A 23,653-nucleotide genomic window follows, 5' to 3' on the forward strand; every position below is an offset into this window, starting at 1 on the left:
CCCGGGAAGTTCTCACCCGTGAACAAATCCTAGAAAACGTCTGGGGCTATGAATTTATGGGGGAGTCGAATGTGATTGAAGTCTACATCCGCTATTTACGCCTAAAAATCGAGAATGAAGGGGATAAACGACTCATTCAGACCGTGCGCGGCGTGGGGTATGTGTTGCGGGAAAGCTGAGAGGGGAGAAGAAGGCAAAAGGCAAAAGGCAAAAGGCAACAGAACCCAGGGGTAGGGTGCGTTCCGGCTTGCAATCATTGTCAGCATTGAAGGTTCAATTGGAACCTGCCGGAACGCACCGCTCCTGGCAAGAGGCATAACCCACCCCTAACCCCTCCCACCGAGGGGATGGCAAGAGGCTTCTGGCAACAGGAAACGGGGAACAGGATTGCTCCGGCTCCCCGTTTCCTTACATCAAAAGCGGATAATTGTCAAGGGGCAACCCTCCACGGGCGATCGCATCTAGCTTGCGAGTTCCTTAACCTTGGCGACGATACCATCCGAATCAATCCCTTGGTGGGGGAACTGTTCCCAGAGACCGCCACAGCCTTCTTCATGAGTTCCCAAGAAGGCGAACTTGGGCGAGAAGCCGCGTTCTAACAACCAACTGCCGAAACGGCTACCTAACCCCGTGCGACGGTTGAAGGCTTCCACCACTAACACCATCGGAGAATTGCCCAACTTGGTCATCATCTCTTCATCGACCACATTGAGCGTGGGTTTGTTGATTAACCCCACATCAATCCCCTCTTGCTTCAGGCGTTCCACCGCATCCAGGGCGCGATAGAGGCCTTCCCCGAAACTCACCACATAGCCAGCAGTTCCTTCGCGGATGACTTCATCTTTGCCCGGGGTGAACTCGTAGTTCTCACCGAACAGGTCATTTCCATCGCTGTCGAGGATGTTGGGAACCTTCGATCGCGTGGAGAAGACAAAGCGCAAACCGGGGTCGCCGAAGACTTTTTTCACCACAGCCGACATTTGGCCAGCATCAGCGGGGAAGTAGAGACGGGTTTCATAGCCATCATCCAACCCATTATCGGCGAACATATTGTTCAAGCCGAAGTGGCAGGTGTTATCAGCCATGTCATCAATCCCCGAGTGGGAGAAATGACATAGAACATTGGAGTAGTTCAACCGAGCCATGGTGATTTCCGAGATACACATCTCTAGGAACGCACTAAAGGTTCCGAAAATCCCTTGTTTGCCGGTTTCCATCCCGAAGCCAGCAGCAGCGGAGAAGTTACTGCGTTCCATAATCCCGCCACTGACGTAGATATCAGGAGCCGCTTTACGGATATGTCCCAAACCGCAGGAGCCTTCGAGGTCACTGTCAACGCAGAGAACACTCTTCTTGCGGGTGTCAGCATCCATCGCCGAGAGGATTTCGGCGACGGTTTGGCCAAACACGTTGCGGTTGGAGCCGAGTTTGTCCCCGGAACCGAGGTAGGTATTGGGGTTTTTGGGCTTCTCGATGCCTTCGAGGAAGCTAACCGCAGCGTCTTGGCCACGAGCTTTCAGGTAGCTGAGGGCAGCATCGACGGGGATGACGTCGTGGCCATGGGTGGAGCCTTCGATACCTTCGATACCGACGGCCATTTTGCGGCTGTTGACCACAGCGACGGGACCGGTAGCGGTGATGGCTTCGCACATCCGACCATAGAGGTCGTCGATGTCTTCGCCGTCGCCTTCGAGGACGGTTAAGCCGTGGCCTTTGAGGGTTTGGGCGACGCTGAAGCCGGGGAGATAGTCGGAGGGATGACCGGCGATGGTGACGTCGTTGTCATCGACAAAGAGTTTGACGTTGAGGTTTTGGGCCACGGCGAAACGGGCGGCTTCGGCGTCGTTTCCTTCTTGTTGGGAGCCGTCAGACCCGAGACAGCAGACGACTTTGGGGGAGTTGGCGATCGCCACCCCGTTCACATAGGACCACATATGGCCCAGACGACCGGAACTAAACTTAACACCGGGAGTCAGTCCCAATTCAGGGTGGCCGGGGAGTTTGGCGTGAGCTTCCCGGTAGCGCACCAGTTGTTCAGCGGGTAAGTCACCATAGAGGGCCGCCATGAGATATTGGGTGGCCACCCGGTGTCCGGCTTCGTCGAAGAAGATGGGAACAAAGTTATCGGGACCTCCCCGGAAAAAGGCATCGAGGATGGCCACTTCCGGCGCGGTGTCATAGGGGCCACCGGTATGGCCGCCAACGCCGCGTGCTGCGCCGGTGGCGGTGAAGAAGATAATGGCATCCCGCATCAGTTGGATGTTAGCTTTCAGGGTTGCCCGTTGCTCGTCAGTTAGGGTTTTAACCTTAGGATCGAGTTTTAGGGGTTTGTACGCACCTAAATCAATCGGAAATTTGGTTTGTGTAGCAGTCATAGGGTAGTTATCCTGTTGAGCAAACTTGTTTATTTAATTGGCGACGGGTCTGGTGACCGGGGCTTCTGATTCGTTGGGAAGCGAGGCCCGAGTCAAACCTGAACGCCGGACAAGAAACGGTTGTGGGTCGATCGCCTCGTTGTCCTCAAAAATAGAATAGTGCAAATGGGGAGCCGTCGAACGTCCAGTATTGCCAAGTAATCCCACTTCGTCTCCGGGTTCGACTTCATCTCCCCATTCTACGGAAATCTCGGACAAGTGAGCATATAAGCTGACGTAGCCGTTGCCGTGATTCACTTCGACGTACTTGCCATAGGCACCTCCCCAACCGGCATGAGTCACGGTTCCTGTGGCGGTGGCGATGACGGGATCACCGACGGTTCCGGCGAAGTCGATGCCGTTGTGAAATTCTTTGTTGAAGCCGAAGGGGTTTTGTCGCTTGCCGAACTCTGAGGTCACCTGGGTGGGAATTTTGAGGGGAATTCCTTGAGGAATGGCTTTTTCGAGTTCTAGGGTTTCTTCTAGGGCCGGCTGCACGCGATCGCTGAGTTCTTCGGTCAGTTGACTGACATGGCTTTCGGCACTGCTGAGGAGTTCACTGGCCCTGAGGGGACGTGCGACGGGACCGCCACGGCCGAGTTCATCGTCATTTGAGGTCGTTTCGGAGATTCCCGAGCGTTCTTTGAGTTCTTGTAGTTGGACTTCGAGGCTTTCAACTTGCAGGAGGATTTCCTCGGCCCGGCGATCGAGTTCTGCTTGGTTGGCTTGATAGTTGTCCCACGTTTGCAGTCCTGCGAGGCCTATCCCGCCGACGATTAGGCTTCCCAATGCTGTTGCGGCCAGTCTCAGGGGAACACCAACCAAAAGGACGAAGGGCCGTTTGCCGGCTCGCCTCACGGTGAGGGTATAGGGTCTAGGGAGTAGTTGCATAGATTAAGTAGAAGTCAGGGTCTGGCTTCGGAACAAGGCAGATGCCTCCTGAAGTTGTAATTTTTATTAAGATTTTTCACAAGACTGTCAAAGTGTATCCGATAACACCCCAGAAGGCAAATTGGCAACTGGGTGAGTTGGGATCGTGGCTAACAGGGTTACGGAGAGGGTTGGCTGTCAGGATTTCTGGAGCAGGACGACGTTACGCCGGGGAATCTGGCAGTGATAGCCCCATTGTCGGGCGATGACCTCAAAGGTGTAGTCTCGATAAAAGGTGACGTGGGTGGGGTGACGGCGATAGTGCCAATTGGCGAAGGCCGCATCCTCGGTTTGAAAGCTGGTCATGATCGCTAACCAGCCCCCAGGCTTTAAGAGGGCGGTGAGTTGGTCGAATTCTTGGGCGGGATGGTGGAAATGCTCAACGACTTCGGTGCAGGTAATGAAGTCGTAGTGGTCTTGGTGGTCTTGGAGGGGGCTGCGATCGCCGAAAAAGAAGGGGTCATACAGGGCCATGGGATGGCCCGCGTCTTGCAGCATTTGTGCCAGAACTGGACTGGGACCACAACCGTAGTCTAATCCCTGTTGATGGGGCGCCAACGCGGACAGCAGAGGCTCGACTACACGGCTGAGAAATTGGCGATAGCCCTCATCTTCTGAGTCATTTTCATGCAGCTCGTAGCGTTGCCGCTCAAACTCCGGGTCTGGGAGCTGTTCGGCGGCCAACAGGGTGGCCTGGCAATGCTGACAGCGCCAATAGTGGCGATCGCCCACGGTCATGAAAAACACCAGATTGGGCGATCGGCAGACTCGACAAGATGTAGGGACTTGACAAAAGCTCAAAATAGTGCTAATAGGACAAGGCTACCGGGACACCCCTAAGCCACGGACGCGAGCCGGGGTCCCGTGAGCACCTGACGATAAAACTGCTGTAACTGCTGAGTTGCGGCATTCCAGCCCCAGCGTTCGGCTTCCTGACGGGCATGGCCGCGTAGGAGATCGCGTTCTTCCTGATTGGCTAGAAGTCGTTGCGTGGCGGCCACGGCTCCCCGGTCATCGGCCGGATCAAATAAATAGCCGTTCTTGCCATCGGTGACAATATCCGTGATACCGCCCGTTCCGGCGGCCACCACCGGACAACCCGCCGCCATAGCTTCGAGTAAGACCAAGCCGAGGGTTTCGGTGCGGGAGGGGAAAATAAAGGCATCCGCCGACGCATAGGCCGAGGCTAACTCCAACCCTTGCAGATAGCCCACAAACTTCGTGGCCGTTCCGGCAAAATGGGCCTGTAGGGCTTCTTGATGGGGACCGCCGCCCACCAACGCTAACCGAGCATTGGGAATCGACTCCAGCACCGGGCGAATTTGCTCAATTTCCTTTTCAGCCGAGAGTCGGCCCACATACAGCAACAAGGGCGAGTCGGGATGGCCATCACTGAGGCGCGATCGCATCGTCTCACTGGCCAAACTCGGCTGGAACATCTCCGTATCCACCCCCCGCTGCCACAAATCGGTCCGTTCAATGCCGTGAGAACTCAACTCCTGTACCATCACACTGGAGGTACAGAGATTCAACGCCGCCTGGTTATGAGCCGATCGCAACAGTCCCCATAACACCTCCTCAAACATCCCCAAACCGTAATGCTGTAGATATTGGGGCAAATGCGTATGATAGGACGCCACCAAGGGCAGATTCATCGACTTCGCGTAATAGAGTCCTCCCAACCCCAACACCGCCGGATTGACCACATGAATCAACTCTGGCTTAAAGTCCTCCAACACCGGGCGAATCGAGGGATTGGGAACCGCCAACTTCAGCTCAGGATAGAGCGGTAGCGGGAACCCTGGCACGCCAAAAATTTGAGCGCCCTTATATTCCGTCAGTCCCCCATCCGGAGAGACCACGAGAACATCATCACCGAGACGTTGCAGATGTTCGACAGTATGCCGTAAACGAGTGACAATGCCATCGACTTTCGGCAGGAAGGTTTCAGTAAAAAGAGCAATACGCATACGAACTAGACCGGGATGAGGGAATAGGAGAAGCGGGCGGGGCAGTCTGCGAGACTGCCCCCAAAGCGGCCGGGCTGGCTGTCTTGCGGCTTACCCTGGAGGACAACCAACGCTTAGCGACGCCACCGCACTTTCGGGAGAATTTGGTCTTTATCGACCCGATCTTTGTACTTAATGGCAAAGTTAAGCAAGGAATCGAGCAGAGACTCCGAGAGAGTATGGGGTTGCAAGCCCAAATCAATGAGTTTCGTGTTTTTGGCGTTGAAATAGTGATCTTCAAGCTCAACCCGAGGATTTTCCAGGTTATCGATATTGACTTTTAAGCCGAGAGATGCACCGGCTTGTTGCACTTTCACCGCCAAATCAGCCACGCTAAACATTTCCGTAAACTGGTTAAAGACGCGGAACTCGCCAGCATCAGCGGGATTTTCCACGGCAATCTCGATACAACGAACCGTATCTCGGATATCGAGCAGAGCGCGAGTTTGTCCCCCTTTACCATAGACCGTCAACGGATGACCGATCGCCGCCTGAATACAGAAGCGGTTGAGGGCGGTTCCGTAGACCCCATCATAGTCGAGGCGGTTGACGAGCAACTCGTCCATACCCGTCTCCTCCGTCAGCACCCCATAGACAATTCCCTGGTTCAAGTCCGTGGCCCGTAAGCCCCAGATTTTGCAGGCAAACTGGATATTATGGCTATCGTGGACTTTACTGAGGTGGTAGAAGCTACCCGGTTGTTTGGGATAGGGGAGGGTATCCTTGCGGCCATTGTGTTCAATGGTGATGTACCCCTCTTCAATATCGATGTTGGGGGTTCCATATTCACCCATGGTTCCCAATTTGACCAAATGGCAATCGGGGAAGTCTTCCTTGAGGATATAGAGCAGGTTGAGGTTGCCAATGACATTATTGGCCTGAGTGAGTACCGCGTGTTCGCGATCGATCATCGAGAACGGCGCCGAACGCTGTTCACCGAAGTGAACCACCGCTTCGGGTTCAAACTGGTGCATTGACTCGCTCAAGAAGGGATAGTCGTTAATATCCCCAATAAACAACTCAATGCGTTTCCCCGTTAGCTCATACCAGCGTTGAATACGGCGCTGAATTGGAGCAATGGGGGTCAGGGTTTCAATTTGTAGCTGTGAATCCCAATGACGACGGACTAAACTATCGAGAATTGCAACGTCGTGACCACGATTGGACAGATAGAGTGCTGTTGCCCATCCGCAGTAACCGTCACCGCCAATAACAAGTACTTTCATCTTGTGGTTTGTTATACGATTGCTGAGCTGATACTCGCTAAATCTACCAGGTTTGGTGTACCTTGCGACACCGGGCTTCAGGGCTTGACTGTAAGATCTGGCAACTGTGGGAATTTGGGCTGTTGCCCTGCGATCGCCCAACTGTCGCCGAGATTACAAGCGCAGTTCATGGGCAAAGCTCGTCACGCGCTGAAACTCAAACGCCCCGGCCACAGACCCCCAAACCCGCTCTCCGGTGTCCAGATTGCGTCCGCGATCGAGCGTCCGGAAGTGATGTTCGCCGATTTCAAAGCGACTGTCAAGATAGGTGCTTTGGCCGTTGCGTTCTACCCGACAGTTATTTCCTGGCTCGACAACCCCCTCAAAGTCATGGTCTCGACGCACCACCACGAAGTTACAGCCACAAAGACGCTCTAACCGGTCAGGAGTCAATGTGGCCAAGCGTTGAGGGTCCCGTGACGCCCCGAAAAACTCCTCGGCTCGCTCAATGGCATAATTTTCGATGATTAAGCTCTTCGCGTTTCCCTCAACCTCCGTCTCAGATTCGGGTTTAATCCGTAATACCCGCGTGCGATAGGGCCGGTTGAGATCATATTGATAGGCCTGTTCGAGATAAAAACTAATCCCGTCCAATTCCGTTAGGGACAGGGGCCGCAAACAGGCGCGAACATGAGCAAATAAGGGGGGATTATCAAAGGCTTGCTGTTGGTTGCTAAAATCCGCCGCCATCCAGCGGGCCAGGGTTGCGATATCGTCAGAGACTGTCATGGGGCTTTAGGCCGTGTAGCCGTTAGGAACAATAAAGAGAACCGTTGCCAGAGACCTGCGTTGGGGTCGTCTCGATCGCCCTCAATTGTCAAGTATCCAGAGGCCACTGTCAACGGCGATGGAGATTAGGGCGATGGAGGTTGGCTCAACGCTCCGCCGTCAGGCGCAGTAAGACAAACTGATTGACCTGACTCCCGTAAAAGTTATCATCACTGACCACAATTAGACTCTGAGAACCATCCGCCAGTCGCGGGCCAAAGGTCATTCCTTCGAGGTTATCGGGACTAAATCCCTCGATATGACTCAGATTTAAGAGCAGTTGTTTTTCAACAGGTTTAAACTCCCGAGCCTCCCCTTGTAAATAGGTCAAACTTGAGATATCTGTCGCTGAGGCGATCGCCATCTGAAACAGTTTGATCCCAAAGCCTTCGGGGCCAAAACTGCGTTCTAAACTGAGAAAATAGCCTCCAGGAGCCGATCGCAGAGCTGTGGCCCCATCCAAGGCCAGCAGTTCCACGAGACCATGATTCATCGTCAGTAACGACGGAGGCGGATCAAGGGGATAGAGATGTTCGGCAACGATTTGAGCGCGATTTTCCACCACGACATAATGCAACAGGCGCGTCGTCAGCGGAACCGGAGACTCCGGGGTGGCGGCGGCTTGTTGGTCTTCGATCCAAGGAACATCTTGCAACAAGGCCGATTCCGTGGCCGCAAAGACGCGGTAGGGTTCCCCGGTTCCGATACCGCCAATGGTGAGGGATTCAAAACCGAGATTATTTTGCACGCCCAGGGTTTGCTCCGGTTCAGGGGCATCAGACACCATATAATTGGGCATGGGCAAGGCCCGTAACCGTTCTCCTGTGGTTAAATCAAACTCATCAACAAACGGCGCGATCGCCTCGGAGGAAACCCCTTCACTAGAGATAAACAGCGTCCGATCTGGGGAAAGGGCAATTCCTTCAGGATCAACGGTTCCCTCCGCAAACGTCTCTCCCGCCTCATCCCGCAGTAGGGTCACATCCTCGACGGTAATCGAACCAATCTCAAAGGGATCGCCGTTGCCGCCGTCAATGTCGATCGCTAGAGTATAAAAGCGGGGGGGCGCGAAGGAACCGCGATCGTCGGAAAGAGCGTAGTATTTGCCGGTTTGGCGATCGTAAGTGATGGCGGAGAGTCCACCGATGGGGGTCTCCTGAATCTCTTGGCTGGGCAGAATCGACTCATCGAGGAACTCAACGGTGAGGGGCAAAAAGAGTCGTTCCTGGGCTTGTATGCGGGGTAAGCCGCAGCTAGACAGGGTCAACAGCAGGCACACTAGCCCCAACTGTAAAACCTGGCGAGACCGGCACAAAACCGGGTTCAAGGCTCTCGGTAGACGGTAGGTTGATGGTGATTGCGACATCAGCGCGGATCCTCCGGGTTTGATAGTTGGATGATGGTCATCGATGGTGATGACACCAATGTGGTTGCATAACGGTGATTACACCAATGTAATTACACCAATGTCATTACACGAATGTGATTGAACAAATTAGCTCGGTTTTTCCTATGGTTTTATCTCACCTTCTCCCCACTGGCCAATGGCCTCGCCGTGGCTCTCAAGTCTCGCTTCAATTGTTCACTGTATCAGCCCATGCCCTCGCTTGGCTGACCCTCGGAGTCGGCCTGGCCGGTTTGGGGGTCAAACCAGCGGTGGCTCAGGCTGAACCACAACCCCAATCACAACCCCAATCACAACGGGGACTCCCAGATAATCCCTTAACCTTGACAGACCCCGATCCCCTGATTCCTGAGGCGGTCTGGGCGGGTGAGGCGGCGTTAACCGAGTCCCAACGGCGGACGTTAGGGGTGGCCTTAGATGACCTAGCTCGCCAGGCTGAGGCGGCGTTATCCGAGGGAAATGTGACGGAGGCCTTTGAGCTGTGGAATCGGGAGTTGCGGCTGCGACGGTTTCTGGGATATCGGGCTGAGTTGGCGGCGTTGCAACGGGTGGGGGCGATCGCCTGGGAGCAGCAACAGTTTTACCAACTCCAGGTGATGCGGGAACGGCTGCGAGAGATCCAGATTCAGAGCCTTGATGAGGTCGAGACCCCCGATTTAGAGGCGTTGCTGGCTTTAGCCCAAACCTATGAGACGGTGGGCGCTCGTTCGGTGGCCTTGGAGGTGTATGAGGCGGTGTTGGAGGTGGCCCGATCGCGGGGAGATGAGGCCACCCAGGAGCTGAGTTGGCAACGGTTGGGCGAAACGGCTTTGCAAGATCTCGATTATGAGACGGCGGCCGAGGCCTATGAATCCCTGCGAGAGTTGGCCCGCCGCCGAGGCGATCGCGAGGAGGAGGTACGCTATCTGACGGAGTTGGCCTATATCTATGATCGCCTGACGGATTATGAGGGGGCGATCGCCGTCAAACAGGAGTTAATCGCCTACTACGCGGGCTTTAATGACACGGCGCGGGTGACGGCCCTCAAAATTGCCATTGGGCAAGATTTAGCGGCGTTAGAGCGCCCAAATGAGGCGATCGCCCAGTATCAGGAAGCCTATCGCTTATCCTGGGAGGCGCTTCAGTTCTACCGCGCTCAGGAAGCCCTCACGGTTCTCGGACAACTCTATGAACGATATCAAGACTGGGAGGCGGCGCTACAGGTGTATCAGGCCCAAATTGAAACCCATGAGATGGCCCGCAATCGCTATGGCTTGATGATGACCTATGACCGGATGGGTCAGGTTCATCAGCAACAGGGAAACTATCGCCAGGCCCTCACTTTCTTTAGCCGAGCTTTAGAACTGGCTCAAGACCTGGGGAATCGTCAAGCCTATTTCCAAAGCCATATTGAGACGGTCAATCGTGCCTTATCGGGGATGAATTAAGGCTTAATGGGGGTGCGGTTGGGGAGAGTCTGCGTTGAGGCGATCGTCGGCGAGGCTCTCCTCCTCTTCGAGACTTAAGTGCAATTGGAGTCTGGGGCCGGTGGAGCCGAGACGAATCACCATACCATCGGTGATAGACAATTGGCGCACCGGCTCTCCGTCAACAAAGGTGCCGTTTGCGCCAAAGTTAATCAGCTCCCACCCTCCCTGACGGTTCCAGAGTTCGAGATGATGGCGAGAGACAAGGGAGCCGTGAATCACAACATCATTGTCTTTGGAGCGTCCAACTCGGATGACGGAGTCTTGTTTAAAGGTCCAACGGCGGATTGGTTGGGCCTGCGTTGGATGAATGAGAAAAATCGTGATCACAATGGCAACCCGGACGATGAAAAACTATCCTATGGCATATCAGAGCAAGGATATGGTAGCCGTCTTGTCTGGCTCGAAGGCCGACGTCGAATGTAGATGCCCGGCAATGGTATGAGCCTCAAGGGGATGAGTCTCAAGGATTCGTCTTAGCGCTGACTCCTTGATTTTAGCGGATTCTGCGACGCTTCAGGGGCTGGCTTTGGGGTCGGCGGCCATAATCTGGTAGGCATTGTAGAGGTTTTGAAAGACGATGTAGAACATCGGTCCGAGGGCAAAGCTCGGTTTGAGGAAGGCTAGGATAAACCAGACGGTGAACATGGTGTTTTTATGGCCGAGGGATTGGCTAACTTCCCGGTCTAATCGACCCTGGTAGAGCCATTGTCCCAGGAGACGACCGAGGCTAAAGTTAACGACACAGATAATTAGGGCGTGAACGGCGATCGCGGCAATGGCCAGGGTCGATTGGCCCTCTTCGTTGCGGATAAAGTCATTGGCGGTGGCGCTGGCGAGGGTGAGCAGGATGGCCCAAATGTAGAGGGAAAGCTGTCGCCAGTTGAGGTGCGATCGCCAAGGTTCGGGGAGTCGGTTCCACAGTTGAGCCAGGATCAGGGGAACCGAGAAGAGAATGGCGATCGACTGCAACATGGGTAGGGGATTGGCACTGCGATCGCCTTCAAAGAGCCAACGACTGAATAGGGGAACTGATAAACCCACGAAGAGATGGGTCAGAACCACCGCCACGGTGACATATTCTGTGTTGCGGCGCAACAGACCGATGACGGCGGGGGCCGCAGCGGCGGTGGGAGCGATCGCGGTGATAAAGTACAAGCGGCCGAGGCTGATATCGATGGGAGACAGCAGCGCATACCAGGCCAAGGCGACAACAATGTTCGTGCTGGCCATGAGCATGGCTTGGGGACGCAAGCCATGCCAAACTTGATGCAGATCGAGGTGGACGAAGGTGGCCAACAACAGCAGCATCAACAGGGGGCGAATGGCCGGGCTAAAATAGGCCAGTTCCGGCACGAGGGTGCCCAGGGTAATGGCAATGAGGGGCAGTATGGCTTTCAACGACCAGATGGGGCAATGAACAGCACATTAAGGGTTAACCTTGGGCTTTGGTTTTGGAGATTAGGGCGATCGCATCGGCTAAGGCTCCCGTTAACTCGGTCCGGGTTTTTTGATGGTTCTGTTGTTCGGCGTTGAGGGCCATTTCTAACTCTTGAATCTGAAGCAGTAGGCGATCGCGGTCTAGGGACAGATCTAAGAGTTGCTCTTGTAGTTGGCTCATATCAAGACCATCGAGAGCCTGTTGATAGTGACGGCGACGGTCGGCTTCGGACTCGTGGGGGAGCGATCGCCCTTGGTCTAGGCTGGCTTCGAGTTCGGCGATGCGCTCTTGTCCCCGTTGTACGTCTTGGCGACGTTGTTCGGCTTCTCGGTTATAGAGCGATCGCCAGTGGTCACCCTGTTTTTGAGCTTCTTTGATGGCTGTTTGAGCGTCGGCCAGGTGCTGTTTTAATTCACTAATCTCCCGCAGCCATTGGCTGACATCCTGGGTGAGTTGCTGGGAATTGAGAGGTTGGGGAGTATTCATGGTTGCCAGAGTTAGTTGCCAGAGTTAGCCGCCAATGACACGTTTAATTAGGCCAAGTTTGCCCTCATAGGGAGCGTAACGCCAGTTGAGGTCAAACCAGAGGCCTTTGTGTAACACACTTTTGTAATGGGAGAAGGTATCGAAGCTGGCTTTTCCATGATATTGCCCTAATCCACTGGTCCCCACGCCACCAAAGGGGAGTTCAGGGACGGCCAGTTGCATGATGGTGTCGTTGACGCAGGCCCCGCCGGAGGAAGTTTGTTGCAAGACCTGGTTTTGCAGGGATTTGCGGTTGGAGAAGATATAGAGGGCCAGGGGTTTGGGACGCGCGTTGATGGCGGCGATGGCCTCTTCGATGCGGTCATAGGTGAGAACCGGCAGAATTGGCCCGAAAATCTCCTCTTGCATGATGGGATCGTCCCAGGTGATGTCATCGAGGAGGGTGGGGGCGATGTAGCGTTGGGCGCGATCGCAGGTTCCACCGACGACAACGGTGCCATTGTCGAGGAACGAGGCCACCCGGTCAAAGTGGCTCTCGGTGACGAGTCGCGCGAAATCGGGACTTTCGGCGGGATGGTCTCCGAAGAACTCATTAACATATTTTTTGATGTATGTCAATAGTTCGTCTTTGCGGCGGCGATCGACCAAGATGTAATCGGGGGCGATACAGGTTTGACCGGCGTTGATGAATTTGCCCCAGGTGAGCCGTTTGGCGGCGACGGGAAGGTTCACGTCGGCATCGACGATACAGGGACTTTTACCGCCAAGTTCCAGGGTGACGGGGGTCAGATGTTGGGCGGCGGCTTCCATGACAATCTTGCCGATGCGAGTGCTACCGGTAAAGAAGATATGGTCAAATTTTTGGGCCAGGAGGTCTTGGCTGGTCTCGACGCCTCCTTCTAGGCAGCTAATATAGGCGGGGTCGAAGGTTGATTCGATCAGCTCGGTGATGACGCGGGAGGTCTGAGGAGAGAGTTCTGAGGGTTTGACGATGGCACAGTTTCCGGCGGCGATCGCCCCCACAAGCGGACTGATACTCAGTTGGAAGGGGTAGTTCCAGGGGGAGATAATCAGCACCACCCCCAGGGGTTCGGGATAGATGCGGCCTCGGGAGGGAAACTGATCGAGGCCAGTGCCGATGGTTTGGGGTTTGGCCCAGGATTTGAGATGTTTGATGGCATGGGTCACTTCGGCGATGGCCGCAATTTCAAAGTAGGCCTCAAATTCAGGGCGACCGAGATCGGCATGGACGGCCTCAACGATGGCTTCGCTGCGATCTTGGATGGCCTGTTTCAGTCGTTTGAGTTGTTCGAGGCGGAAGTTAACGTCCTGAGGTTGGCCGCTGGCGAAGAATTGTCGCTGTTGCTGTAGGCGAGAGGCGGCGAGAGATGAGGGTTGCGTCGGGGTTAGGGTCATCGTGGCTGAAGATGGGGAATTTAATACAAATCGAGAGCGAAAAAATGGAGAGAGATGCCGGTTCGACATCCTCTCTCCATCCATGGTAGAGAATTTTCAAAATTTGCTAACCCGGTGACCCACTCTGGGCAGGGATATCGTTGGGATTAGCCCCAAGATTAGCCCCAAGATTAGCCACTCACCGGTCTTCTAGCGATCGCTCTCCTGCATGATACGCTGAAGGCTGCTTAGCCCTTTTTTCAGTCGTCGGGAGACGGTGACGGCACTGATTCCCATGCGATCGGCGGTTTCTTTCTGGGTGAGGTCTTGCAGGAAGACAAATTCTAGGACTTTGCAGGTTCCTGATTCGAGTTTGGCGAGTCCTTGTTGTAGGAGAATCCGGTCTTCTTCAGCCAGTTGGAAACTGCGATATTGGCGATCGGTGACGGTTGCGCCGAGGGAGGTCCCCTGGTCGTCTTCTTCGGCGACGGGAGCATCGAGGCTGAGGGGAGAGCGATTTTGCAGGGCCAGTTGGACATCGAGCCATTCGCTGACGGGTACGCCTAGGGCCTCGGCAATCTCTTCGTCACTGGGAGTGCGCTTGAGTTCGCTGTTGAGTTCCCGGATCACTTTCTTGGCTTGGCGATGCAACGTCAGCCATTGACGGGGAACTCGCATTGAGGGACTGCGATCGCGCAGGTAATGCTGAATCTCGCCTCGGATATAAGGGATCGCAAAGGAACTAAAGGCATGGCCTTGACTGAGATCGAACCGTTCAATGGCGCGAATGAGTCCTAAACAGCCCACCTGTAACAGGTCGTCGTAGGTTTCGTTGCACTGTTTGAGCCAGTGATGGACTTCTTTGCGAACCAATCCAATGTTGAGCTGGACGAGCTGGTTACGCAGCCGGGTAGATGGCTCGGTTTGAAACTGCTGTAGCAGTTCCAAACTCTCTTGTTTTAATTCCCTGGATTCTTGAATAGTCATAGTGACCTACTGGTGAAGTCAAGCGTTTCCCTAGTCTGTCGATGCACTCGCCAAGAATTTAGCTTGGATGAAACTTGGACTTAATTGTAATGGTCTGACGCTGATACTTCGGAATTTAATCTAAATTTACGGATTTTATACTGTTTCTATCTTATCATCAGGGCTTGGGACTTAACTCCGTAATTGTACGGAAACTCTGGGGGCCGCCTCCGTCAAATCTAGGACACCGTCGAGGACAGGGTCTGGAAAAATCCTTTAAAATGGTCTGGTATGTTACAAACTATTAACCTACTCCTATGGAACTGACCTATTTAGATAGCAACTCCTGGCTGCTGGACTTCGATGGCTGTCGTATTCTCTTAGATCCTTGGCTGGTGGGGCCGTTGGTGTTTGGCAATAGTCCCTGGTTGTTTAAGGGAACTCGTCCCATTGAGCGGCCAATTCCCGGTGATATTGATTTAATTCTATTATCCCAGGGATTGCCGGATCATGCTCACCCACCAACCTTAGAACGGCTGCCGCGAAGCCTACCAGTGGTGGGATCGGCGGGTGCGGCTAAGGTGGCTCGCAATTTGGGATACGAGGAGGTGGTGGCGTTATCGCAGCGGCAGATTTACACTTGGGGCGATCGCCTACAAATCCAGGCCTTCCCCGGTTCCCCCATCGGCCCAACAACGGTCGAAAATGCCTATGTCATCAGCGATTTACAGGCAGGAATCTCACTCTACTATGAGCCTCACGGGAATCATAGTCCTCTGTTGAAAGAGGTTCCGGCCATTGACGTGGCGATCGCACCGTTGGTTAACCTCGAACTCCCTCTAGTGGGTCCGTTTATCAAGGGCAAAGAGAGCGCCCTAGAATTGGTGGAATGGATTAAACCTAAGTATATTTTGCCGACGGCGGCTGGGGGAGATGTCAATTTTGAGGGGCTATTGGTGTCAATTCTCAGCGCCTCAGGAACGCCCGAAGAGTTCCAAGACTGTTTGAAGGAACATCAACTGGAGACGGAGGTGATTAACCCCACCCCCTGGACTCCCACTCCCTTAAATTTATCGATGGCCATCTAGGATGCGATCGTCCCGCCTTCCTGAAGCGGTAGGGGGCCGAAGCGGTAGGGTGCGTTGCGGCTCCAGTCTATACAGGAGCCATCAGACGCACCTAAAACTCGCCGCAACGCACCATCTTTCCGGAGAAGGGCGAACATCTTTATCCAGGGGTATAATTGGGGTTATATGGCAGTTTTATCTCAAATCGAGTTTGTCCAGGCTGGGACATAATACTAATCGTTCCACCGTGGGTTTCATGGATAACCTGATACGCAATAGACAAGCCTAAACCCGTTCCTTTGCCAACAATTTTAGTGGTAAAAAAGGGATTAAAAATTTGACTCTGCGCCTCCTCTGGAATGCCAGTCCCATTATCTTGTAAGATAACCTTGATGCCCTCATCCTCGACGCAGTGGGTAGAGACGAGAATCTCCGGTAAGGGGTCAGGCTGTTGCTCTAACCGCTCCTCGATCGCATCGATCGCATTATCAAACAGGTTCATTAGAACTTGATTAATCTGGCTGGCGTAACAAGTGACTTTAGGCAACTCAGCATAGGTTTTAATAATCGTAATATCGGGTCGTTTCCCATGACCCATAAGGCGATTTCTTAAAACCATCAACGTGCTATCAATCCCCTCATGAATATCGACCGATTTCATACCCATTTCATCGAGGCGGGCAAAGTTTTTCAAAGAAGCAACAATGGTTTGAATCCGCTGCGCCCCGACTTCCATCGATTTGAGGATTTTGAATAAATCCTCTTGGAGAAAGGGTAACTCAATCTCGTCATACCAGGCGGCGATCGCCTCAGGCGGTTGCGGATAATGGGCTTGATAGCGATGTAGCAGTTCTAAGAGATCCTCAAGATAGTCTCGGACTGGGGTGAGATTACCATAAATAAAATTGACTGGGTTGTTAATCTCATGGGCCATCCCCGCCGCCAATTGGCCTAAACTGGACATCTTCTCAGTTTGCACCAATTGCGCTTGGGTGCGTTTGAGTTGCTTAAGAGTGGCTTCGAGTTGTCGCGCCTTGTCTCGTTCCCGTTCCTCACTGCGGCGCAGGGCATCCTCGATCTGCATTCGTTCAACAACTTCTCGTTGTAGCCGTTTGTTGCTGTCGTAAATTTGGGCCGTGCGATCGCGAACTCGCGCTTCAATATCCCCTTGCGTCTGTTCCAAAAGGACTTTGAGATGCTGTTGTTCGCTGATATCTTGCATCCATAATAGGGCAGCCCCCTCCAAGAAAGGAAACACCCACAACGAAAGCCAATGGGAGGAGTCAACCTCCGGGTGGGGACTCTCGGCGGGCCTTAACTCAAGACAAAGATGGCACTCCTGTTGAGGATAGGTCATGGCCCGGTTCACGGCTGTCAAAATCTGCTCAACGTCAGCGTCGGCAAAACTGTCGTTGAGACAGGTTCCCGAAAACGACGGCTGTCCCCGAAGTTTTGAGAACGACTCAGCCCCGAGATGGGGTCGCTGAACCTCTCCTTGGTAGTCTGAACAGTACTGGCCCTGACGATCGACTAACACCAGGCGATCGCCGATCAAGCTAAACAGCCGTCGTAAGTGGGCTTCGGCGGTCATCAGGCGGGTTTGAAGCCCCTGGCGATCGCTGACATCATAACCAATACAGAGTAACCCCCGAGGGCCTCCCAACTGGTCTGCGAGTAAACAAATATGCCAGTTGATCCAAACCTGTTCCCCGTTGCGTCGGCGAATGGGAACGGTACGGGATAACGCCACCGTTTGCGTCTGTTGGGCTTCTTGTACCAAATCCTGTAATTCAGGACTTCCTAAACGTTGGGCGAGGGGAGTTTCTTCGAGGGTGGGGAAGTCGTAGCCGAGAAAATTTTGACTGTAGAGATTGGCAAATCGAGGCACTCCATCGAGATCCAATTGCAGCAATAACACCGGCGTGCGATCGGCCATAGAGCGATATTGGGTTTCCTGCTGATACAGTTGCCTCAACACCGACTCCGTTAGGTGAGAGTAGCGTTGACGGCGGCGCAGGATACTCGATAGCAACAGCATGGCCCCGAGGGTTGCGGCGGTTCCGAGGATGCGAATCCAGGGCTGTAGGGGCGATCGCGCCGTCCATCCCGGCGCGGGTCTGGCAGCAATTTGCCAGACTTCCTGAGAAAAGCGGACATCCGCCCTAACGGGGCGATTGCTAAACACCGCTGGTTCCCCTAAAAGGAGCTGTGTTGTTCCTCCGACGCGGCGACGCAAGGCCCAATCTAAACCCGATACCCGTTCCCCTAGGGGACTCTCCTCAACCAACCGTTCTAAATCCAGAGTTAGGCTTAACTCCCCCAAGAGGCTGGCGTTGGCGGATTGATCGATTAAATCGAGGGGAATCACCAGTTGAACCTCGCCGGGAGATTCGCCCTCGGGGGGTGGCTGTCGGGGAATGGCCGGCGGGGAGTCGGATTCGGTGGAGATGGGAGTCCAGACTAGGTTACGAATGGCCGGATAGTCCTGTTGTAGCCGTGAGTCAGGAATTACCCTCTGAGGCGCTGCCAGAGTTGGGCGAACAGAAGCCTGATGTCCCCAATTTTGCGCGACCAGCAGATGGGTTGTGAGTTGTCCTTCGAGGAGACTACGAACGGTGTTGAGTTGCTCAAGAACAGATTGGCGAGTCTGGTTCTGGAAACGGCGGCGTTCAGCCTGATCGATGAAAATAACCGTCAATCCCAGCACAAGACCCGTCGCAAAGGTCACCCAGGGTACGGAAAGGGGGGAACGTTTTATGGGGGCCATTGGCACAGCAGGAGGCGATCGCCATCGGAAGTTAACGAGAGAGCATTGAGATGGATAAGGGGGACGGGATACGATAGAGGGTCAGGTTCTATTTTAAACCCCCGGTTTAGGCGGGCTGATTGGGGGCCAGATTCCCGAAGCTGACGCCGATCTCAGGGCCATCCTAAGGGATTGGGGGATAACTCGATGCCCTGAACGGGTTAAAGTGAAAACAGTAAGGTGTTAATGCACCTGCTCTGACATGACACGTTAAAGGTAAGTGGATGGACATCGCGACTGAAACGATCACGCCCATTGCAATCGTACTGTTTGCTGCTGGAATTTTGGTATGGGGTTATGTCCGTGCCCGTCCCTACGGCAAAATCGGTCTGCTGTCGTGGTTACAGTCGGTGTCGGTGACTGCACCCTGGTTAGTCTTTTTCGGTCTGTTGGCAGCCGGGATCTATATTAATCTGGCTCTGGAACTGTTGGTGATTGTTCTGTCGATTATTATCTATATTGCCCTTGGACGACAGTTGCGACAGGCGGCCCAAGACCCTAAGGAACGCACGGAATTACAAAATTTGTTGCAAAACAAGATGGCGAAGGGGGAGTTTTCTAACGGGGAAGAGGCGCCCTCGACGGATGCAGAACCGCCTGAGGCCACGCCAGTCCCGTCATCGGAGTCAGATCCCCCCTCTTCCCCCAGCCGCGACACGGCTCAAGGGGAGGCTCCCTCGTCACAACCCCGGATGAAACCGGATCTGGCGAAGGCGGCGTTGGAGTTCCCGGCGATTCCTGATGAGGATTTACGCAAGATTCAAGAGATTTTCGCGATTGATACGTTTTTTTGTACGGAGACGATCCCCTATCAGTCGGGAGCGATTTTTAAGGGCAATTTGCGCGGTGAACCTGAACCCTCGTATGATCTGTTGTCGTCTCGCTTGCGGGAGCGGTTGGGCGATCGCTACCGCCTCTTTTTAGTGCCCGATCCTGAGGGTAAACCGGTGGTGGTCATCTTACCTCAGGATAGGGACCCTCAACCCCTCAGCCAAGGGCAACAACTCCTGGCCCTGGGGTTGGCGGTGGCCACGGTGGTGACGTCGTTGGAGACGGCGGGGATCTTTTTGGGGTTTGATTTGTTTAGCGATTTCGGCCGCTGGCCCGAAACCTTACCCTTGGCGTTGGGGATTTGGGCGGTTTTACTGATTCATGAGTTGGGCCATCGCCTGATGGCTAGTCGCTATGGGGTGCGTCTGTCACCGCCATTCTTTCTACCGACTTGGCAAATTGGCTCGTTTGGGGCGATTACTCGCTTTGAGTCGTTGATTCCCAATCGTTCGGTTTTGTTTGATGTGGCGATCGCTGGCCCGTTGGCGGGAGGATTGGCCTCGTTGGCGATGGTGGTTGTGGGATTGCTGTGGTCGAATTCGGGAAGTTTGTTTCAGCTTCCGACGGAGTTTTTCCGAGGTTCGGTTTTGGTGGCCCTGTTAGCCAAGGGATTTTTGGCACAAAGCCTCAATCAAGCTCTGGTGACGGTGCATCCGTTGGTGATTTTGGGCTGGTTAGGATTGGTTGTGAATGCGATTAATTTGATGCCGGCTGGACAGTTGGATGGGGGCCGGGCTATTCAGGCAATTTATGGCCGCAAAATTGCTGGACGGGCTACAATCGCGACGTTGATTGTGTTGGCGATCGCCACGTTTGCGAATCCGTTAGCGTTGTATTGGGCCATCATTATTTTGGTGTTACAACGAGAGTTAGAACGTCCGAGTCTCAATGAAATCCGCGAACCCAATGATACTCGCGCGATTATTAGTTTAGTCTCTCTGTTGATGATGCTATTAATCCTGTTGCCTCTGACTCCGAGTTTGGCGTTACGGTTGGGAATTGGGGGGTAGACGGGAACACCGGAACACCGCAGCAGGGAACACCGGAACAAATACCCCACCCCGCCCTGCTGGAACCCTGCCCCAGAGGGGACAGTAGGGGCGTACCTTTAAGTTCCCTCTCTTCTATGGATTTGTCTGTTTTGTTAATCCTGAGTTGGCTGGGTTTGGTTTGCGTAAATACTCGTATGTTGTGGCCATCACAGTTTTAATGGGTTGGGGTTGGCGATCGCCGCTTCAGTGAGTGCTAACTCTATCTAAACGCTGTCAAGACTCGGTTCGATGCGGTTTAGAATTGGCTGGTTAGGTGCATCTTCGCAGACCAGCCAAACAACAGTAAACCCGTCAAAACACTCGAAAAGGCTCCGGATTTTAAGAATTTATGTTAGAAATAAGATAGTTTGTCTTTACGGAGTATTGTCGATAAATGAAAGCAATCGGAACCCATCTGGTCGTTGATGCCTGGGCATCCCCCGCTGAGTTGCTCAATGACCCGGAGTGTATTCGTGGGGCACTCATGGATGCGGTTTCAGTCGGAGGAGCAACGCTGATTGATTTATGTGTACACCAGTTCAGTCCCCACGGGGTAACTGCAACAGCTACCTTGGCAGAGTCTCATATTGCTCTGCACACCTGGCCTGAACATGGCTATTTTGCGGCCGATCTGTTTTTTTGCGGTGCAGGAAACCCTAGAAAGGCTCTGGAGTTTTTAACTCAGGTGCTGCAAGCCAAACAGGCGAAGATTACAACGTTAACTCGTGGCTTTGAGCCGATGGCTCGGCCTGAGGATTCGAGCCGATGGCGGCCCGAATCTCAGGCGGTTCCCGCTGGCTAAGGGCCGGGTTCGACGTTGAGAACGGTAGCGATCGCAGTCTTCCCCCATGGGAAAATCGCGATCGCGTTGCAATTTAGGGGAAAACTACCCCAAAACGTCCCTAAAACGTCCCTAAAATAAAGGTTGCGGACAGCCACGGGAGAGAATCGGGGCCAAATTAACGACCGCTCCCACCACCGCTACAGCTGGAGCTTCAAATCCCGTCGCCTCAACCTGTTCGATGATGGAGTTGAGGGTTCCGAGTAATTCTTCTTGATCTCGGCGGGTTCCCCAACGAATCAGAGCGATGGGGGTATTGGCATCCCGTCCAGCTTTGAGTAGACTTTCAATGATATTGGGGAGATTGCGAACTCCCATATAGATGACGATGGTTTCTGAGCCTTGGGCGATCGCCTCCCAGTTGACCTCGGGCCGGTACTTGTCCACCATCTCATGGCCGGTGACGAAGGTAACCGAGGAACTGTACTGACGATGGGTGAGGGGAATCCCGGCATAGGCGGGGGCCGCAATCCCCGAGGTGACACCGGGAACCACCTCCACCGGAACTCCAGCGGCCAAAAGATCTTCCATCTCCTCTCCCCCCCGGCCAAAAACAAAGGGATCGCCCCCTTTCAGACGCACCACCACGGCGTGATTTTGGGCCAGATCAATGAGCAGTTGGGTGGTTTGCTCTTGCAGCAGGGAATGACGACCCCGACGCTTTCCGGCATGAATACGGTCGGCTTGGGGGGCAATCATGGCCAGGATCGGCTCGCTGACGAGGGCATCATAGACCACAACGTCAGCGGATTCGAGCAGGGTTTTGGCTTTAAGGGTGAGTAAGCCTGGGTCTCCGGGGCCGGCCCCCACGAGATAGACTTTGCCCACAGGGTCTGAAGAAATTACCAAGGTTGTCAGTGCAGTACGGCAGAATTAAACAATACTGGTTAACATTTTGATATACAATGCCCCGCTTTGTCTGTATCACTGTGAACTTTCTCCGTCTGCAAACCCTGGAGAGGGGGCCGGTGACTCACAGCTTTGATGGCGTTCGAGTTCGATTCGCGAGATAACTGCTTGAAATATGACTGTGCAAGTACAATTCCTGCCTGATGATATTACGATCGCCGCCCAAGCCGGTGAGCCGCTGTTGGATGTGGCTAAACGAGCCGGCCTCACCATTCCCACTGGCTGTTTGATGGGGTCTTGTCACGCCTGTGAGGTTGAACTCAATGGTGAGGCGATTTGTTCTTGTATTACAGCGGTTCCGGCAGGGATGGACAAGATCACCATCGATCTTTACAGTGACCCGGCTTGGTAAGGATTAGATGGCGATCTTTATGATCTTCTGATCCGATTCGGGGTTCGGTCTGCCCCACCACCACAGCCGCGTCAGGCTGGTTTTACATGGCGTGGGCGTAGAGTCCTGGGGAGTAGGCCTCGATGACATTGCCTGTTTCACGACAGGTAATCATAAGGTAGTCACAATGATGACATTCGGTGCGGACTAAACGATTTTGATCAACGTGATGGCGCTCTCCGGGACGACCACAGTTCGGACAACGAATTGTCGTCGGCTCGGAGGTTACGGATACGGAATTTAAGCTCATTTTCATGGGTGTCAATGTTAAAGTTCGGTTAAAACGGGTTTAAATGATGGGTGAGATTGTCACTCTCGAATTTCTTGATGGATGGCGATCGCAGCACAGATGTGTCTGGGTGTTGGCTGCTTCGGTAGATCTAACTAGATATAAGCACCCAAATCTCTTGATTGTTTGAGATTTTCACCATTATAACGTGATCCCCACTAGATGTCTTGCCAAGACAGAGCCGCAAAAGGCTGTATTACAGCGGCGTTTCAAGACCATCTACCGGAGGGAATATCTTTCAGTCGTCTCCATAAATTCTTAACATTTGAATCGCGGCTAACCCGAGATGTCAGAAGGGACGTTACGCTTTTTCGAGCTGACATCCCGGATGAATAAGGTACGGTTTCCCGAACCTTACCTCAACGGCCAAAAATCGAAGGCCTTACGGTCTTACACCATTAAGAATTGTTAAACTGTAAAAAAAGATACAGAAAATAGCTATACTAATAAGTGCGGGACGGAAAACGTCCGATTTACCGCACTCTTTAAAAATAACCGTAGAGGAATATCAATCATGTCTTTAACCGATCGCAGCCGCGCTCTGATGAGCCGTCATCATCAAGCCATCCGTAATCGCCAACAATCTTTACTGAGCCGTGTTTCTGAAGAAGCCGGGATTCCCGGAGAAGCTGGGGAACATTGGTCTCACCTTCAAGGTAAACCCTCCTATAACAACTCCATTTCCTATGATCGCAGTGGTGCAACGATGAGCTAGGTCTGATCGTTAAGTCAGACCGTTAAGTCTGACAGCTAAGGTTGCAGGCTGCATCCTGGAGTTTAAGTTCCGCGTCTGGCATTGTCCAACGCGGCGTTTTTTTTGGCCAACCCCTCTTGCCCCTTGCCTTTTGCCTCTTGCCTCTTGCCTCTTGCCTCTTCTTCCCTGTTCCCTGTTCCCTGTTCCCTGTTCCCTTCTTTTGCCTTTTGCCTCTCTTCTCCCTGTTCC

The 23,653-nt window shown here is 53.6% G+C and carries 23 protein-coding genes; 7 read left to right on the plus strand and 16 right to left on the minus strand.

Features of this window, described 5'->3' with window-relative positions; all coding sequences use genetic code 11:
• A partial coding sequence (locus tag R6U67_RS14285) for a winged helix-turn-helix domain-containing protein (RefSeq protein WP_410253186.1) occupies window positions 1–179 on the plus strand: 179 nt, incomplete at its 5' end.
• Window positions 180–461: 282 nt separating this feature from the next.
• Here the strand turns inward: R6U67_RS14285 and R6U67_RS14290 are convergent.
• From R6U67_RS14290 to R6U67_RS14320, 7 genes are all read right to left on the minus strand, one after another.
• Window positions 462–2,375: a transketolase C-terminal domain-containing protein gene (locus R6U67_RS14290; protein ID WP_087706787.1), complete on the minus strand. Its 1,914-nt coding sequence runs from the start codon at window positions 2,373–2,375 to the stop codon at window positions 462–464.
• Between the two features lie 33 nt (window positions 2,376–2,408).
• Complete coding sequence (locus tag R6U67_RS14295; protein ID WP_410253168.1) at window positions 2,409–3,305, minus strand: M23 family metallopeptidase; 897 nt, start codon at window positions 3,303–3,305, stop codon at window positions 2,409–2,411.
• Window positions 3,306–3,482: 177 nt separating this feature from the next.
• Complete coding sequence (locus R6U67_RS14300; protein ID WP_410253188.1) at window positions 3,483–4,082, minus strand: class I SAM-dependent methyltransferase; 600 nt, start codon at window positions 4,080–4,082, stop codon at window positions 3,483–3,485.
• A 98-nt stretch (window positions 4,083–4,180) separates the two neighbouring features.
• Window positions 4,181–5,314, minus strand: coding sequence for a glycosyltransferase family 4 protein (locus tag R6U67_RS14305; RefSeq protein ID WP_068789715.1), 1,134 nt, complete (start codon window positions 5,312–5,314; stop codon window positions 4,181–4,183).
• Window positions 5,315–5,427: 113 nt separating this feature from the next.
• Window positions 5,428–6,579, minus strand: a complete 1,152-nt coding sequence (locus R6U67_RS14310) for an NAD-dependent epimerase/dehydratase family protein (protein WP_410253169.1) — start codon at window positions 6,577–6,579, stop codon at window positions 5,428–5,430.
• A gap of 153 nt (window positions 6,580–6,732) precedes the next feature.
• Window positions 6,733–7,347: a chromophore lyase CpcT/CpeT gene (locus tag R6U67_RS14315; RefSeq protein ID WP_410253170.1), complete on the minus strand. Its 615-nt coding sequence runs from the start codon at window positions 7,345–7,347 to the stop codon at window positions 6,733–6,735.
• A gap of 145 nt (window positions 7,348–7,492) precedes the next feature.
• Window positions 7,493–8,653, minus strand: a complete 1,161-nt coding sequence (locus R6U67_RS14320; RefSeq protein WP_410253171.1) for an esterase-like activity of phytase family protein — start codon at window positions 8,651–8,653, stop codon at window positions 7,493–7,495.
• A gap of 245 nt (window positions 8,654–8,898) precedes the next feature.
• Between R6U67_RS14320 and R6U67_RS14325 the strand changes: the two genes are divergently transcribed.
• A complete protein-coding gene (locus R6U67_RS14325) occupies window positions 8,899–10,218 on the plus strand; it encodes a tetratricopeptide repeat protein (RefSeq protein WP_410253172.1) in 1,320 nt (439 codons plus the stop codon).
• 3 nt (window positions 10,219–10,221) lie between these two features.
• Here the strand turns inward: R6U67_RS14325 and R6U67_RS14330 are convergent, their stop codons facing one another.
• From R6U67_RS14330 to R6U67_RS14350, 5 genes are all read right to left on the minus strand, one after another.
• Window positions 10,222–10,587: an FHA domain-containing protein gene (locus R6U67_RS14330; RefSeq protein WP_410253173.1), complete on the minus strand. Its 366-nt coding sequence runs from the start codon at window positions 10,585–10,587 to the stop codon at window positions 10,222–10,224.
• 186 nt (window positions 10,588–10,773) lie between these two features.
• Window positions 10,774–11,658 (minus strand): hypothetical protein, encoded by an 885-nt coding sequence (locus tag R6U67_RS14335; RefSeq protein WP_410253174.1) that lies wholly within the window; start codon window positions 11,656–11,658, stop codon window positions 10,774–10,776.
• Window positions 11,659–11,692: 34 nt separating this feature from the next.
• On the minus strand, window positions 11,693–12,184 hold the full coding sequence (locus R6U67_RS14340) for a hypothetical protein (RefSeq protein ID WP_410253175.1): 492 nt from the start codon (window positions 12,182–12,184) through the stop codon (window positions 11,693–11,695).
• 24 nt (window positions 12,185–12,208) lie between these two features.
• The gene (locus R6U67_RS14345; protein ID WP_410253176.1) at window positions 12,209–13,600 is read right to left on the minus strand and encodes an aldehyde dehydrogenase; all 1,392 of its coding nucleotides are present in this window, start codon (window positions 13,598–13,600) and stop codon (window positions 12,209–12,211) included.
• A gap of 189 nt (window positions 13,601–13,789) precedes the next feature.
• Window positions 13,790–14,566 carry an RNA polymerase sigma factor SigF gene (locus tag R6U67_RS14350; protein ID WP_410253177.1) on the minus strand — a complete coding sequence of 259 codons (777 nt, stop codon included), beginning with the start codon at window positions 14,564–14,566 and terminating at the stop codon, window positions 13,790–13,792.
• 296 nt (window positions 14,567–14,862) lie between these two features.
• On the opposite strand from R6U67_RS14350, the gene R6U67_RS14355 reads away from it, so the two are divergent.
• Window positions 14,863–15,633, plus strand: coding sequence for an MBL fold metallo-hydrolase (locus R6U67_RS14355; RefSeq protein ID WP_410253178.1), 771 nt, complete (start codon window positions 14,863–14,865; stop codon window positions 15,631–15,633).
• Here R6U67_RS14355 and R6U67_RS14360 read toward each other — a convergent pair.
• Window positions 15,630–15,770 carry a hypothetical protein gene (locus R6U67_RS14360; RefSeq protein ID WP_410253179.1) on the minus strand — a complete coding sequence of 47 codons (141 nt, stop codon included), beginning with the start codon at window positions 15,768–15,770 and terminating at the stop codon, window positions 15,630–15,632. The two genes, R6U67_RS14355 and R6U67_RS14360, sit on opposite strands and share 4 nt — an antisense overlap.
• Before the next feature lie 2 nt (window positions 15,771–15,772).
• Window positions 15,773–18,340, minus strand: coding sequence for an ATP-binding protein (locus R6U67_RS14365; protein WP_410253180.1), 2,568 nt, complete (start codon window positions 18,338–18,340; stop codon window positions 15,773–15,775).
• A 302-nt stretch (window positions 18,341–18,642) separates the two neighbouring features.
• Here R6U67_RS14365 and R6U67_RS14370 point away from each other — a divergent pair, with 302 nt between their 5' ends.
• Both R6U67_RS14370 and speD read left to right on the plus strand, forming a co-directional pair.
• Window positions 18,643–20,259 (plus strand): site-2 protease family protein, encoded by a 1,617-nt coding sequence (locus tag R6U67_RS14370; RefSeq protein WP_410253181.1) that lies wholly within the window; start codon window positions 18,643–18,645, stop codon window positions 20,257–20,259.
• A 415-nt stretch (window positions 20,260–20,674) separates the two neighbouring features.
• Window positions 20,675–21,082: an adenosylmethionine decarboxylase gene (gene speD / locus R6U67_RS14375; RefSeq protein WP_410253182.1), complete on the plus strand. Its 408-nt coding sequence runs from the start codon at window positions 20,675–20,677 to the stop codon at window positions 21,080–21,082.
• A gap of 111 nt (window positions 21,083–21,193) precedes the next feature.
• Here speD and cobA read toward each other — a convergent pair whose 3' ends face one another.
• Complete coding sequence (gene cobA, locus R6U67_RS14380; protein ID WP_410253183.1) at window positions 21,194–21,970, minus strand: uroporphyrinogen-III C-methyltransferase; 777 nt, start codon at window positions 21,968–21,970, stop codon at window positions 21,194–21,196.
• Window positions 21,971–22,145: 175 nt separating this feature from the next.
• Between cobA and R6U67_RS14385 the strand changes: the two genes are divergently transcribed.
• Window positions 22,146–22,382: a 2Fe-2S iron-sulfur cluster-binding protein gene (locus R6U67_RS14385; protein WP_410253184.1), complete on the plus strand. Its 237-nt coding sequence runs from the start codon at window positions 22,146–22,148 to the stop codon at window positions 22,380–22,382.
• Window positions 22,383–22,464: 82 nt separating this feature from the next.
• Here R6U67_RS14385 and R6U67_RS14390 read toward each other — a convergent pair whose 3' ends face one another.
• Window positions 22,465–22,677, minus strand: coding sequence for a hypothetical protein (locus R6U67_RS14390; protein WP_410253185.1), 213 nt, complete (start codon window positions 22,675–22,677; stop codon window positions 22,465–22,467).
• A 547-nt stretch (window positions 22,678–23,224) separates the two neighbouring features.
• Between R6U67_RS14390 and R6U67_RS14395 the strand changes: the two genes are divergently transcribed.
• Window positions 23,225–23,425 carry a hypothetical protein gene (locus R6U67_RS14395; protein WP_087706823.1) on the plus strand — a complete coding sequence of 67 codons (201 nt, stop codon included), beginning with the start codon at window positions 23,225–23,227 and terminating at the stop codon, window positions 23,423–23,425.
• Window positions 23,426–23,653: the final 228 nt, after the last annotated feature.

This window comes from Sodalinema sp., from assembly GCF_046483825.1.
Lineage (GTDB): Bacteria > Cyanobacteriota > Cyanobacteriia > Cyanobacteriales > Geitlerinemataceae > Sodalinema.